This window comes from Flavobacterium sp. LC2016-12, from assembly GCF_015351595.1.
In the GTDB taxonomy this organism is placed as follows: Bacteria; Bacteroidota; Bacteroidia; order Flavobacteriales; family Flavobacteriaceae; genus Flavobacterium.
Genome location: NZ_JADKPT010000008.1, coordinates 193,104 through 208,442, shown reverse-complemented (window position 1 = coordinate 208,442; position 15,339 = coordinate 193,104). Strand labels below are relative to the sequence as shown.

The 15,339-nt window shown below is 36.5% G+C and carries 7 protein-coding genes and 1 pseudogene; all 8 read right to left on the bottom strand.

All coding sequences use genetic code 11. The annotated features are described in order from the left end of the window. A pseudogene (locus tag IRZ99_RS14455) lies at positions 1-639 on the bottom strand (hypothetical protein); the annotation flags it as partial. 518 nt (positions 640-1,157) lie between these two features. Beyond that, positions 1,158-3,095: a family 43 glycosylhydrolase gene (locus IRZ99_RS14450; RefSeq protein WP_194657941.1), complete on the bottom strand. Its 1,938-nt coding sequence runs from the start codon at positions 3,093-3,095 to the stop codon at positions 1,158-1,160. After that, positions 3,095-4,465, bottom strand: coding sequence for a glycoside hydrolase family 27 protein (locus IRZ99_RS14445; protein WP_194657940.1), 1,371 nt, complete (start codon positions 4,463-4,465; stop codon positions 3,095-3,097). The genes IRZ99_RS14450 and IRZ99_RS14445 overlap by 1 nt, the downstream gene beginning before the upstream one ends. Before the next feature lie 342 nt (positions 4,466-4,807). Further along, positions 4,808-7,231, bottom strand: coding sequence for a sugar-binding domain-containing protein (locus IRZ99_RS14440; protein WP_194657939.1), 2,424 nt, complete (start codon positions 7,229-7,231; stop codon positions 4,808-4,810). 86 nt (positions 7,232-7,317) lie between these two features. After that, positions 7,318-8,901: a glycoside hydrolase gene (locus IRZ99_RS14435; RefSeq protein WP_194657938.1), complete on the bottom strand. Its 1,584-nt coding sequence runs from the start codon at positions 8,899-8,901 to the stop codon at positions 7,318-7,320. A gap of 114 nt (positions 8,902-9,015) precedes the next feature. Further along, positions 9,016-10,653 (bottom strand): glycoside hydrolase, encoded by a 1,638-nt coding sequence (locus IRZ99_RS14430; RefSeq protein WP_194657937.1) that lies wholly within the window; start codon positions 10,651-10,653, stop codon positions 9,016-9,018. Continuing rightward, positions 10,653-12,254, bottom strand: coding sequence for a RagB/SusD family nutrient uptake outer membrane protein (locus tag IRZ99_RS14425; RefSeq protein WP_194657936.1), 1,602 nt, complete (start codon positions 12,252-12,254; stop codon positions 10,653-10,655). Before IRZ99_RS14425 ends, IRZ99_RS14430 begins: the two co-directional genes overlap by 1 nt. A 12-nt stretch (positions 12,255-12,266) precedes the next feature. Continuing rightward, positions 12,267-15,299 (bottom strand): TonB-dependent receptor, encoded by a 3,033-nt coding sequence (locus IRZ99_RS14420; RefSeq protein ID WP_194657935.1) that lies wholly within the window; start codon positions 15,297-15,299, stop codon positions 12,267-12,269. Between the last annotated feature and the right edge of the window lie 40 nt (positions 15,300-15,339).

Below are 15,339 nucleotides of genomic sequence, written 5' to 3'. Positions count from 1 at the left end.
ATTCCCATCATTATCAATATAACTGAACTGATTTGTGGTTGAATTGAAAATAACAATTCCCCTTGTCTTATCTACAATTTGCTGAATGATATTGGTAACCGCGGGATTATTGACAATAGTACTAAAATTAGTTGTGACATCACCAACTACATCAATAGTTACAGCCGTTCCTGCTTCGTTGGTATAGGTATAGGAACCGTCTGGACTTCCAATAAGTGTCGTTAATGTTTCATTAGATTTCACAATAGTACCTATATCAATCACTTGGGTAACACCTGTATTATCAATATAACTAAATACATTAGTAGTTGGATTATAAATAACTGTTCCCGGATTAGAACTGACTTCAGTAGAGATAACAATTCTATTCCATTTATTGTTGTACCAATAGTAATAGCCGGGAGTTACATCTGAAATACTTGCGGTATTAAAAACTAATAAGCTGCTTATATTACCACTTGAAATGGTAACAGCATCTGTTGAACCTGTTAAACTAATTCTAGGAATTAATACACCTCTATCACTCGCAACAACTTCTAACTGAGCAGAAGAATTTGGCATTGGCGTCCCAATACCAACCTGAGAGTAAGCTGCATAACTGCCTAAAAATATAAATACTGAGAGTAATTTATTCTTCATAAAATTTAATTTATTAAGGTTGTAAAACAATCTAACTATAAAAAATTCAAAATATAAAGAGGCGGAAAAGTTAAGAGATCAAAATAATTTTATTTATCAATCTCAAAAAAGTAATAGTAAAATAGAGAAACGGCTTAGATAATAAAAAAGCGAAAACAAACTTGTATTAACTTGTAATAATTGCAGGTTATTCAAAAATAAACTGGCTTAAACTGACATTCCATTTGGGGAATGAATGCCTGAAAAATATTTATTTGTTGGCTTGAAGAAGTAAAGGAATATTATCCTTTAATTATTAATTACCTCAAAAGTAACAATTTTCAAAATACTAATAATCAAATATTTAATTTTTTATTATTAATAAAATACTTATTTTATTAATAATAAAAAATTCATTCTTACCACTAGTTATTTTTTAAAAAAAAATCGATGTCTTTATTTGTCATTTTAGTTAATAAAAAAAGCTGTTTCTTAAATTGAAACAGCTTTTTGTTTTTTTCTAAAACTAAACTTCTAAATTATTTTATTGCATTAATCCCAGTATGTGTTGGAGTTACCTGTTTGATACTTCCATCGGCATTAAACTCTAGTTTATCGATACAGACTTCACGGTGAAAACCACCTGCATCACCCATTCTTATTCCGGTTGGATAAGAGAAACGATGGTAAGTAATATACCATTCATCCTTATTCGGAATTTGTAAAACCGAATTATGCCCCGTAGCATAGATACCCTGATCCGGAATTCCCTGAATTACAATATTGTTTTTTGGAATTTCAATTGGGCCTAACGGCGATTTTGAGGTTCCGTATCTTACTTTATAATTTGGACTTCTTGTGTCGTCTTCACTCCATAAAAAATAATAGATTCCTTTTCTGTGAATAACATAAGTTCCTTCTCTAAAAGTAGCATCCACCTGAATTATTTTGGTGCTTCCTTCTTTTATCGAAATCATGTCGGCATTTAATTCGGCTACAGCCATATAACCATTGCCCCAATATAAATAGCTTTTTCCTGTTTTTGGATCTGTAAAAACATCCGGATCAATTTCCTGACCATCTTTTACACCTTCCGGTCTTGTGCTAACCAACGCTTTTCCACTATCCGTGAAAGGTCCGTTTGGATTATCTGATGAGGCTACACCAATTTTTTGAGCGGCCGTGAAATAATAAAAATACTTGTATTTTCCTTTGATTTTTTTCTCCACGATACAAGGCGCCCAGGCATTTCTGTTGGCCCAGCTTACATCTTTTCGAAGATCAACTATAATTCCTTCATCTTTCCAATCTGTCAGATTATCTGAAGAAAAAGTCTTGAAATAATTTCCTGACCAGCCATCAAAACCATCGCTTGTTGGATAGATATAATACTTTTTCGTTTTATTGGAATATAAGATTTCAGGATCTGCGTAATACCCTTCTAAAACCGGGTTATTATTTATTTTTGGAAATTGCTCCGGCATTCCCCATTTTGCTGTTACTCTTTTCAACTCAGATCGTGTGATAGGTAAAATAGTTCCGTGGCGCGGATTAAAATCCATTGAAATATCATTGTCTATAACCGTGAAATTTTCTAAATCTTTACTTTTTGTAAACTGATATCTTCCTTTTGTATAGACATCATACATTAAGATATAATCATCGGAATTATTCAATTTAAAAACGCTTGAGCCTTCTACACCATCTTTTGTCTGTTGCAGATAGTTGTCATTTTCCGTCCATTTTCCAGAAGTCAAATCGGTTGTTGTGGCTACTTTTATTCCCGCTTTTTCTGTTTCTGTTTTATAAAAAAGATGATAAACGCCGTCTTTTTCAATAATGTCGCCGTCAATGCAAGCTCTCTCTGATTTTGGAACAAACAATAATTTCGGAGCGCTTTCTAAACCTGTAAAATCTTTGTTCGCGTAAGCATAATAAATTTTATCCGGACCGCCAGCGTATTGCAAACTAAAGTAAATTAAATACTTTCCTGCTTTCGCATCGTAAATGGTCTGAGGTGCCCAAACTCTTTTTAAGTTTTCGTTTCCGGGAAAAGTAGTTTGAATATTTACAATGCTGCTTTTCCAATTAACTAAATCAGTACTTTTTAGTAAAACCATGGCACGATTACTATCCCAGCCTTTTGAAGAGGTCATATCCGTCAAAACCATATAAAAAGTTTTGCCATCGTCACCACGCAAAATATGCGGATCACGAACACCTCCAGTTGAACTGATTGCTTTACTGTCAATAACTGGTTTGTTATTATTTAGATGAAAATAATGATAACCATCAGCGCTAATGGCATATCTTACCGCTTCTTCTTCAACAGAATTTCCTGTGAAGTAAACAAACAAATATGTCGTTAAATCCTTCTCTGCAATTACAGGTGGAATTCCTTTTGAATTATTGTTTTGAGCTTGTATTACATTAAAAAACATTAAAAATAATACAAAACTAAAATGTGTTTTCTTCATTATTTTTTCACTTTTAATTGATACAGAACTGAACTATGAGGTTTTAATTCTGCGGAGATTGCTGCAGAAGAAACTTTTGATTTCTCACCGGTCCACATATTCAAAACTTCTATATTTCCTGAAATTCCCAAATCAGAAAGATTAACCGAAATATTTTCTGAAGCGGTATCTGAAATATTAATCAAAGCCAGATAAACACTTCCGTCTTTAGGATTCTTTGAAGTCACGGCAATTTTTCCGTCTTTCTGAAAAAGCTGTTTTACATCCGTACTTTCATTGTGCATTTTTATAACCTCTTTATTCGTTAATAAGGATAAAGTAAAAGCGTCGTTGCTTGGTAAATCTCCACCAAAAAACAAGGGAGATTTAAAAATATTAAAGAAAGTAATTAAAGTATATTGCTCGTCTTTTGTTAAGCGCGTCATTCGGTCTTCGCCACGTTCTCCCCTAACCGAAATGCGCCCTAATGGAATCATATCGCAGTCTGGCCATGTTCCTGGTGCAATATGTGGGTACCATTGTTCGCTTACCTTCATTAAATGGGTAATATGAGGCCAGGTATCCCAAACATCATCGACCATACGCCACATATTAGCGTGTTCTTTTACGTGCGCTGCTGCTGTAATTGGTGTTTCTCCTGGTGAAGTACTTAATACAATTTTGCGTCCACATTTGTCAATCGCGTTTCTAATTAAATTGATTTCGCCTTCATGATAAGGTCTTGACAAATCATCAATTTTAATAAAATCGACTCCCCAACTGGCATAAAGCTCGAATATAGAATCATAATATTCCTGTGCTCCGGGCTTGTCTGACAAAATGGTATAATTGTCTTTTAACCATTCGCATTGCAAAGCTGTAGTATAAATTTGATCAGCCGTGATTCCGTTAGCTCCTTTAATTGGCATTTTGTCTTCGACTGCTTTTTTCGGAATTCCGCGCATAATATGGATTCCAAATTTCAATCCTTTTTTATGAACATAATCTGCTAAAGGTTTGAATCCTTGTCCGTCTTTTGCAGAAGGAAAACGATTTACCGCTGGCAAATATCTTCCATATTGATCGATTACATACCGTGGATCTGTCTGGTTGTAACCTCCTGCCTTGTCATTTTCGACAAACCATCTGATGTCGACCACAATATATTCCCAACCAAATTTCTTAAGGTTTTTTGCCATATAATCGGCATTGGCTTTTACTTCGTGTTCTTCTACTGTTGGTCCGTAGCAATCCCAACTATTCCAACCCATCGGGGGTGTTTGTGCCCATTGTTTGAACTCTTCTTTTTTGAATGATTTTGTTTGAGCCTGAGAAGAAGCTGCAACAAAAGTTACTGCCAAAATCAACGGAACTATATATTTTATTTTCATTTTGCTTTTAATAAGTGTTAATACTACACTTCAAATATAATAAACTTTTCGTCATTACATACAATTAACCTGTCGGCTAACCAAAACGCTGACAGGTTAATTGAGAATTTAAAAAAACTAACTAATATTTTAAGTTTGGATCAGCTCCAGCGGAGCAACATATTTATAGCCAATAATCACCCGTTACGGGATAAAGCTCCAACGGAGCGATATGTAAAACGCAATTCAGATTTCACCCTGATGGGGTTCTTTCGCATAATTTTCTATTTTTCTATAAACATGTCGTTCCGCTGGAACTTCAAACTAATTAGATCTTACTTCTTTCTTCTAACATCTTACTTCTTACTTTACGTTCACGGTAACCTCAACTGGTTTTAACCATTGACTTGTAAATGTAACTTTAATAGGCTGAGACGATTCTCCAGTTGCCTGTACATAAGCCGCTATATGTCCGTGAAATACACGCTGAACATTGTCAGTATAATCTGTCATGTCACTGTTGTTTCCCGCTTCAAGTCCTAATAAAGTTCCAGGACCAGTGATTGTACACGTAACTTCGTTATCAGAAAGCATTACTGGAAGACCGTTTTGATCTTTAACCTGAACCATTATTTTGGCCACACCTTTCTCTTTTGCAATTGTGATGTTAGTGTCTGCAATAGTCAATTCAACTGGCTGTTGTGTTGAAGTAATAGCATATCGGCTTATTTCCTTATCTTCTTTGTCTAAACCAACTGCTTCTAATTTTCCTGAAGCAAATGGAATATCCCAATAAATAATTCCTGTTTTTTCGTCGTAAGCTTTTGCTTCACCAACCACTTTTCCGTTTAATTCTAAACGTGCTTTTGCTGCATTTGTATAACACACAACGCGAATCTTTTCACCTTGAGTGTAATTCCAAATTGCCCATGCATCTTTAGAAATATCTTTGCCATTTTTCAATGGATAAGTTCCGATGTAAGTCATTGGTTTATCAGACCATAATGACTGACGGAAATAACCTCTAGGTTTGATAACTCCTGCAAAATCAACTAAACCAGAGTAAAATCCTCTTGAAGGCCATCTTCCTGATTCTCCTAAATAATCAATACCCGTCCAAAGGAATTGTCCAAAAATATGCTTGTTGTTTTTTACTGCAAGCCAAGGCTCCATATCGTGAACGTTCTCACTTCCGTAGATAACTCTGTTTGGATATTTTTCATGATCCGATTGATATTTGCTTTCTGTATAATTGTATCCTGTAATATCTAGAGAACCTGGATATTCAGTTTCGTTAGACATCGCAACACCTGCTAAACCTGCAGTTGTCGGACGGGATTTGTCGTATTTTTTTACGGCAGCAACCAAACGTTTTGCAATTACGCCAAGACGCATTGCATCTGGAGCATCTTTTTTATAACCTCCGTAAGCAGCTTGTCCAAAACCTTCTTTTCCTTTATCTAAAACCGGATGAGAATAAGGATCATTTGGATAATCAACCTCGTTACCGATACTCCATGCAAAAACGGAAAGATGATTTCTGTCACGACGTACAAAATCTTCTAAATCTTTTTCTCCATAATCAGCAAAAATATCAAACGAGCCTTCGAATCCTGGAGTTCCGTAATTCCATCCTTCTAACCATTTACGTTTTGGGAATTCCCATTCGTCATAAGCTTCATTCAATACTAAAAACCCTAATTCATCACACAATTCATAAAAAACCGGAGCTTGTGGATTGTGACTTGTACGGATAGCATTTACACCAATTTCTTTTAATGTTTTTAATCTGGTTTCCCAAACTTCGCGAGGCACTGCAGAACCTAAAACTCCTGCATCATGATGCAAACAAACGCCTTTCATTTTCATCCATGTTCCGTTTAATGCAAAACCATTATTTGAATCGAAAGTGAAAGTTCTGAAACCTGTTTTTGTAACGGCTTGATCTATTTGTTTTCCATCTTTTAAAACCGTTGTTTTAAGCTGATATAAATTCGGGTTTTGTAAATCCCATAGTTGTGGATTTTTCACATTCATTTTAGCCGAAATTTTTCCGCTTTTGTTTGCTTCAACATCAATTTTTGCAGATGCTTTGGCTACTGATTTTCCGTCTTTTGAAATTAATTCGTTAACAACAGTTAAAGTTGATTTTGCAGAAGATCCATTCTCAACATCTACCTCAACATTCAAAGTTCCAGTTCCTTTCTTTACTTCTGGATAAGCGTAAACGCCCCATTGTGCAATATGAACAGGGTTTGCATATACTACCCAAACATTTCTGTAAATTCCTGAACCGGTATACCATCTTGAATCAGCACTCTGACTGTGATCTACGCGAACTGAAATCGTATTCTCTCCGCCGTATTTCACAAACTGAGTTGCATCATATGCAAACGAAATATATCCGTTTGGACGTTTTCCTAAAGAATGTCCGTTGATGAAAACTTCGCTTCTGTTGTAAACTCCTTCAAAATACAAATACACTTTTTCGCCTGATTTGCTCTGCGGAATATTAATTGATTTTCTATACCAGGCAATTCCACCAGGCAAATAACCTGTACAGCTTGCCAGCGTTGGACTTAACTGCCCTTTTACACTCCAGTCATGAGGTACATTTACAGACTGCCATTTGCTGTCGTCAAAAGTGGTATTTTTTGCATCTGAAATATCCTGAAGATTAAACTTCCAGTTGTCATTAATTTTATTCAAATCTCCAAACGATATCTGGCTGAACGCCGAGACGCACGAAAAGAGTAAAACAGGTAATAAGCTCTTTTTTGTAAACACTATTCTTTAGTTTTTAATTGTTGTTTTTTAGTTTTCTTTGTTTCAAGTTTCAGGTTCTTTGCGGTAACTTGAAACCTGAGACTTCCTTAATATTCTAATTCCCCTACAAACGTTACGACTGATTTTGCAGGGATTTCCAGATCATCAGTTTTCTGCGTATAGGCTCTTTTTAAATTTGAATTCTCTGAAGTTACATAAGGTATAAATTCATTGTTTTTGATTGTTCCTTTTGACAAATCAAACTTGTATTTTTGAGATGATTTTCCGCAGTTTACTGCTACGACAATCAGTTTTTGGTTTGCTGCATCTTTGTAAGCGGTCAACATAACATCATTTGCTGCGTCGAGTTCATTTTGATTTGGAACATCAATTCTCAGCATTCCCGGACGCACGAACAAAGAGTAATTTCCTAAGGCCCAAAGCAATTTTGAATCATGAAATTCACCATCATTTCTCACGTAATCCGGGGCTGTTCCTCCGTTGCTTTTTCCATCATCCAAATAGATTAATCCATCTTTGTAATCCACACGGGTTATAGAGGTCCACCATTGCCATGAAGCCGCATTTGCAACAGCAATATCATTATGAATTAATCGTGCTACGAACAGAGCTGTTTGCATTCCTAAATCTCTGCCTCCTCCTGAACCTCCAGGGATTTCAGCTTCACCTGGATTTTCTAAAATACAGTATTCAGACTGCCAATATTTCAAACCGGGATTTTGTTTCACATTTGCAGCGATCAATTTTCGACTTAAAACTTGTTTGTCAATTGGCCAGGTTGTAAAATAACTGTGACCTAATATTACATGTTTAACATTTGGAAGTTTCGCAATGTTTGTTTTTGTTTTTCCGAAAAAATAATCAATCTGATTGTCACGATTTTCACCATTTACATTTTCATATAAATAATTGATTTGTGCGGCTTCAGCAATTACAATCTCGGTACTCATTTTTTGAGCTTTTAATTTTTCTGAAAGTGATTTGGTCAAATCATAAATTTCCTGATTGGTTGCTGGAGTTCCTTCCTGACTGTTGGTGTCGCCATGTTTGGGCATCCACTCCCATTGCGGCTCGTTTATCGGACTAACATAGTCGAATTTTATTCCTTCTTTTTTCTCTAATCCCTGAATACTTTGAACTAAGAAATCGGCAAATTTTGGAATTGCACCATCTTTTAGATTCAGTTTATTCTTTTGAGAGGCAAAAGATAATCCGTTGCTGGTCATATAAACTGGAGGACTGTTGGTGAAGATCAGGAATTTTTCAACGCCTCGTTTTTTAGCCGCCTGCAAAAACCATCTTTGACCTTCTTGCTTTGAGAAATCATAAGTGCCATCGGCCTGCAAAAAAGATTCACTTCTTCTCCATTCGTCTGAAACTTTACTTTTTTCTCCCTGTTCTGTGCTTCCCGCTCCCAGATTAAATCTCCAGATCGAAAGACCAATTCCTTTTGGATTTCCCTGCGCATCGAATTCTTTGCTAAAAAGTAAGTCGGCAATGGCATTTTTTTTCTGTTCTGGCCATTTCCCCACAAATTGGCATCTCCAGGCATCAGAGCCTCCAAAACCATCCATGGTTTGTACAACATTATCAGTGCTTATGGTTGCCGTTCGTTGTCCAAAAGACAACGAACTGGTAACCAATAAAAGCGAGATATATATTTTTCTCATTTCTTATTCTTTGTAATTTTTATTCACGAACTGTCGTTGTTCGCCTTTGACAGAGGTTTGCATAATCAAGTTAAAAACCTTTGCAACTTTGAACCTCTGTACCTCTGCACCTTCCTATTTATATGTTCCCACATAAGTCACAATTGACTTTGCAGGGATTACAAAATTTGAAGCATCCACAGCTACACCTTTTTTCAAGCTAAAAGTTTCAGAAGTCGTATAAGGCGTAAATTTATTGTCTGCCAAAGCTCCTCCTGCAAGATTTAATTTGTAGGCTTTCGCCGATTTGCCAATGTTAACTGCTACAACAACTAATTTCTTTGTTGCTGCATCTTTGTACGCTGTTACCATTACACCATTCACGGAAGTGGCATTATCTACACTTGGAATTTGAACTCTTACCATTCCCGGTTTTACGAAAAAGGAGAAATTTCCTAATGCCCAAAGTGTTTTTGAATCTCTAATGTATCCGTCATTTTTACAATAGTTTGCATCTCCGGCTCCATTGCTTGCATTATCATCCACGTGAATTAATCCGTCTTTGTAATCGCCACGGCTAATTGCTGTCCACCATTGCCATGATGTAACGCCTCCAACAGCGATATCTGTACTGATAATACGGGCAGTCCAAAGTGCCAATGACATTCCTAAATCTCTTCCTGCACCTCCGCCTCCTGGCAATTCTGATGTTCCCGGGTTTTCTAAAACACAATATTCTGAAGACCATAAACTAACTCCGCCAGTTGACTGAATTCTTGAAGCGGCCTGTTGTCTTGATGAAACCAGTTCGCTCAAAGGCCATGCCTGCCAGTAACTGTGTCCGGAAATGGTTTTCTTTACATTCGATAATCCTGATATTTTTTTAGCAGAATTTACTCCAAAGAAATAATCAATCTGATTGGATCTGCTTTCTTTTCCTGAAACTGTTTTGTATAAAGCTTCATAAGCTCCTGCTTCTCCAACAACAATTTGAGCCGTAAGTCCTTTAGACTCTAATTTTGGAGACAATACATTTACAAAACTGTAAATATTTGTATTGGTTGCTGGCGAACCTTCTTGTCCTGAACCGTCCCACTCGTATTGCGGCTCGTTAAACGGACTCACATAATCGATTGTTAAACCGTGTTCCGTTTTTAATTTATCTAAAGATGTAGCCCAAAAATCAGCCAACTCTGGCATTTTTCCTTCTTTCAAATTATAAAATTCTTTGATGCTGGCATGCGCTTTTCCATTTTGAGTCAGGTAAACTGGTGCACTATTGGTAAAAGCTAATAATTTTTCGACACCACGTTCTTTTGCCGCTTTCATAAACCAAACCTGTCCGGCTTGTTTGTTCATGTCATAAGCAACTCCGTTTGTTGTAAAACATTCGGTACGTCTCCATTCGTCACCAATATCACTGGCATCGCCTTGTTCTGTGCTTCCTGCTCCCAGATTAAAACGCCATAATGATAATCCGATTCCTTTTGGATTTCCGTTAGCATCTAATTCTCTACTGAAAAGCAAATCGGCCATTTTGTTTCTTTTATCAGAAGGCCAATTTTTCCCAATGAAATTACATTGCCAGGCATCAGAAGCTCCAAAACTTTCCATTGTCTGAAGGTTCATATCCAGATTTACACTTAATTCAGCAATTGCATTTTCAGCACCTGAATCATCTGATTTTTCAGAGTCGCAACTAACGAACAAAGCATTAGCGAAAAGCAAGCCTGCACATAGCAGACTTACTTTTTTGTTATTTATAATTCTCATTAGTATCCAGGATTTTGTTTGATTAATCCTCCACTTAAATCAATTTCCATTTGAGGAATTGGCCATAATAAATTTTTAGCCGGATTAAAGTTGATTCCTTTATCCTGCGGTTCTCTCAAGTTTGTAGTTTCATAAGGATCTGTAGAATTTAAGTTGTATTGAACGAAAGTTCCGTTTGGTCCCATCAGGGTTTCGATAACTCGTTTTCCTGTAGTTGGATCTTTTTCACGACGAATATCAAACAAACGTAATCCTTCAAAAGCCAACTCCAAACGACGCTCTTTGTAGATTTGTTTCAACAAAGCTGGACCAGCCAGACCCGTTTTTGGTTCTAATTTTACACGCGCTCTAATAATGTTAATATCTCCTAATGCATCTCCGGTTGTATGGAAGCTTGCTTCAGCTCTTGTCAGATACATTTCAGCCAGACGAATCAATGGAACATTCAATGGCAAGTGTCCATCTTTGTTATCTAAAGCACGGCGTGTTGCTATCGGAATATAATATTTACGGCAGATACGTCCTGATTTATTATCATTAAGACTGAATTTATGTGTTGGATTTAAAACCTCATCTCCATAAGCTGCTTCTCCCCATTTTGTAATGGTACTTCTACGACGAATAACATCATTTTCAGACAGGTAAGCATTCTCTAAATCGCTGGTTGGCATACACCATCCCCAACCGTCCAAAACATCCTGAGCATCATTACTTGGGAAATATTTTTTGTCTTCACCTCTCGCTCCCGCCAATGTTGGTAATGCAGAACCTAAACTTTTGTTTTGTACATCAGAAGATTGAGCTTCCAAAATGGACTCAACACCATTGTGATTATTTACATTCCAAATGTTTAGAAAATCACTTTCTAATGAATAAGGACCTTCTGTAATTACTTTGTTTGAATATTGTTTCGCTTCTGCCCATTTTTCCTGAAATAAAGAAACACGAGCCAATAAAGCATAAGCAGCCCATTTGTTTATTCTTCCGCTTCTATTAACCGGAATAGTTTCTAATTTTGCAGCAGACTCTTTAAGATCAGCTTCAATTTGCGCATAAACAGCTTCTGCAGAACTGCGCTCTAACTTTAAATCATTGGTTCCTAATACTGATGTATATAAAGGAACGCCTCCAAAAAGGTTTACTAATTCATAATAGCAATACGCACGAACAAATAATGATTCTCCCATATATTGATTCTTCTGCGACTCAGAAATTGGAGCCAAAGCCATTTTCTCCAGACCAATATTTGCCGACTGAATTGTATAGAAATGAGCGGTATAACTACTATTCATATCCCCCATATTATCCGGCGAAATAATATATTGCGAGCTTGGTCTGTGCGCACTATTGTCCTGACCAGTGTTACCCATCCAGGCGTCATCAGTCGACATTTCGTTGGTAACTCTTGGCGCAACCAATACCCACCAATCGTTAGTGATTAACAATCTGCGTGTTAATTCGTTTGCATAATTCTCGCATTCCTGTGCTGTTTGAAAATAGTTCTCCAGGGTTTGTTTTCCTCTTTCGTCTTTTTCAATAAAATCAGAGCAGGAAACTGCAACTGCAGCTAAAGCTATTATTGATAAAATTATTTTTTTCATGTTCGTTTTTTATTAAAATGCTACATTAAGACCCATCAAAATTGTTGGCTGTACCGGATAATTCCATCCTCCAAATCCTGATCCTTTTACTGCGTCACCCTGATTAGGATCTCCTCCAGCAACTTCCGGATCAACTCCTGTGTACTTCGTCCATGTCCATAAATTTTGACCTGATAGAGAAATTCTAAGTTTATCTAAGCCAAATTTATTATAGAATGAAAATCCTAATTGTAAGTTTTTCATACGTACATAAGAACCATCTTCTACGTATAAAGAAGAGAATTTAGTGTAGTTCTCATTGTTGTCATCTTTAGACAAACGAGGAACAGAATTCGAAGTTCCTTCTCCGTGCCAGGCCATTTGGTCTAATCCGTTTACTTTGTTGGTTAAACTTGCACCATTGTATAAATCTGAAATGTTTGTATTTACGATATCATTTCCAATACTAGAATAAAAATTAGCAACCAAATCAAATTGTTTGTAGGCAAAATTCAAATTCAATCCGATGTTGTAATCCGCCCAGGGAGAACCAATTTTTGTACGGTCTTTATCGTCTAATTTTCCGTCACCGTTTACATCTTTAAAACGAACATCTCCTTCTTTTGCATAAGGCTGTAATTTTGTTCCGTGCTCATCTGTATGAGAATTTAATTCAGTTTGATTTTGGAATAAACCATCGGCTACATATCCGTAGAAATATCCTGGCTCCTCACCTTTAACAGTCAAAGTTCTGTTAGCAGCTCCGTACAATTTTTCGCTATCAGAAGATAAAGACAACATTTCAACATCTACCGTTGTAAAAGTTACATCTGCACCATAAGTAAAATCGCCTTTTTTATCTTTATAAGAAATCAATAAATCAATACCGCTGGATTGCATAGAACCTACGTTTGTCCAGATTGTTGCATTACTAGGGAATCCGCTGTAAGCTGGAAATTGCTTCAGGAATAACATATCATGTGTCTTCTTTTGATAATATTCTAATGATCCTGAAAGCTTATTTTTCCATAATCCGAAATCAATTCCAAAACTCATATCTTCAACAGTTTCCCATTTAATATCTTTGTTTGCCATAGAAGAAGGAAATGAAGTATCTGCAACAACATCTCCAATAGGATAAAATCCTTGCCCGATGTTGGACTGATAAACTGCTGTTGGTAAACCCTGGTTACCCACTTTACCCCAACCAGCTCTAAATCTAAGATCACTTAAAACATCTTTGGTAGATTCCATAAATCCTTCATTCAGAATTCTCCATGAAACAGAAGCTGATGGGAAATTTGCCCATTTGTTGTTCGTCATAAATTTAGAAGAACCATCACGTCTGAACGTTCCTGTGAAGTAATATTTACTGTCGTAGTTATAAGAAAAACGAGAAATGTAAGACATTAATGAACTTGACCAGCTGTTACCGCCACTATCACGGTTTTTGGTAGAAGCATTTACTTCTCTCATTAAATCAGAGTTATTAGGCACTCCCTCTCCATAACCCCAGACATCACTACCATTGTATTCCTCCATTGTATTACCAACCATTAAGGACGCATTGTGTTTTTCTGCAAACGTTCTGGAATAGGTAACTGTATTTTGCCATGTCCAGTCTACATTTGTTGTAGCCCATCTTTCGACTTTATTGATCTCTTCTTTTTCGTGTGCTGCATCAATGATGAAATCGGGTCTGAACCTGCTTCTTACTTTGTCACCCACTTCTATAGAAGCCTGTGTACGAATTACTAAACCTTTGATTGGTGCGTATTGTAAATACCCATTTGTATTTAAGTTATACTGATCAGTAAAATCATCATATCTTTTTACAGATGCCACTGGATTCCATATATACGAAGGTGAACGCGCATAGATGCTGTATTCGTTTTCATCACCTGTTAATTGGTCTGCTGGCTTGTAAATTGGCGTAATTGGGTCAATTTTATCAAAATCTGCCCAGTTTCCAGGCTGTCCATAAGTTTCATAACGTGGATTTAAAGTGATTCCAGCAGAAAATTTATCTGAGAATTTAAAATCATTGGCAATTCTCAAAGTAATTCTTTCCCAACCTCCCACTTCATAGATAGACTCTGCATCGTAATAGTTCATGCTAATTGCATAAGTATGTTTTTCAGAACCTCCGCTAACTCCTAAAGAAGCATTGACTACAGGTGCTCCGCCTCTAATTCCGGCTTTCCACCAATCTGTTGTTTTTCCTCTGTATTGAGAAGGATTTGGCAAATAATCTGCATATCCCGAATTGTTGTATGCTTTATTCATAATCGTTGCATAACCTTCGGCATTGGCCATATTATAAGGGTTGTTCATGATTTGCATTCCTGAACTTGTATCAAAGTTGAATCTTGTTTTACCTACTTTTCCTTTTTTAGTTGTAATCAGGATAACTCCGTTTGATGCACGAGAACCGTAAATTGCACTTGCGGAAGCATCTTTTAAAACCTCCATAGATTCAATTTCATTATTACTTAAGAAATTGATGCTTGTTCCCATCGGAATACCATCTACCACATAAAGCGGATCTGTACTTAAATTTACTGTAGAAATACCACGAATCAATACTCTTGGCTGTGCGCCCGGACCTCCTTGTCCTGTAACCTGAACTCCGGAAACTTTTCCTTGTAAAGATTCTGCAACGTTACCAACCGTCATTGTTTGAAGTTCTTTTCCTTTAATAGAAGAAATCGAACTCGTTACATCGCTCTTTTTTACAGCGGCGTAACCTACAACAACAATTTCATCTAATGCCTGGCTTGATTCTTCCAGTACAACATCAAAAGATGTTTTATCGCCAACCTGAACTGTTTTGTTAGAAAAACCAACAAATGAGAATTCGATTTGAGCATTTTTATTAGGAACAGTGATGGTAAATTTTCCATCAAAATCTGTTGCCGCAGTAGTAGCTGTTCCTTTTACAACTATATTCACTCCCGGAATTGGTACGGCGCCCTTGTCCGTAACGCTACCTGTTACTTTTATTTGCCCAAATGATGCAGCTGTGCACATAAGGGCTATAAAAAACCATATATATTTAAATTTCATAGTAAGCTGTTTTATTAATTAAATGTTATAACAAAGTCAT

What these genes read in the sequence shown, in the direction of transcription:
- IRZ99_RS14450 (WP_194657941.1), bottom strand. Translation starts at nt 3,095, where the DNA reads ATGAAGAAAACACATTTTAGTTTTGTATTATTTTTAATGTTTTTTAAT.
- IRZ99_RS14445 (WP_194657940.1), bottom strand. Translation starts at nt 4,465, where the DNA reads ATGAAAATAAAATATATAGTTCCGTTGATTTTGGCAGTAACTTTTGTT.
- IRZ99_RS14435 (WP_194657938.1), bottom strand. Translation starts at nt 8,901, where the DNA reads ATGAGAAAAATATATATCTCGCTTTTATTGGTTACCAGTTCGTTGTCT.
- IRZ99_RS14430 (WP_194657937.1), bottom strand. Translation starts at nt 10,653, where the DNA reads ATGAGAATTATAAATAACAAAAAAGTAAGTCTGCTATGTGCAGGCTTG.
- IRZ99_RS14425 (WP_194657936.1), bottom strand. Translation starts at nt 12,254, where the DNA reads ATGAAAAAAATAATTTTATCAATAATAGCTTTAGCTGCAGTTGCAGTT.
- IRZ99_RS14420 (WP_194657935.1), bottom strand. Translation starts at nt 15,299, where the DNA reads ATGAAATTTAAATATATATGGTTTTTTATAGCCCTTATGTGCACAGCT.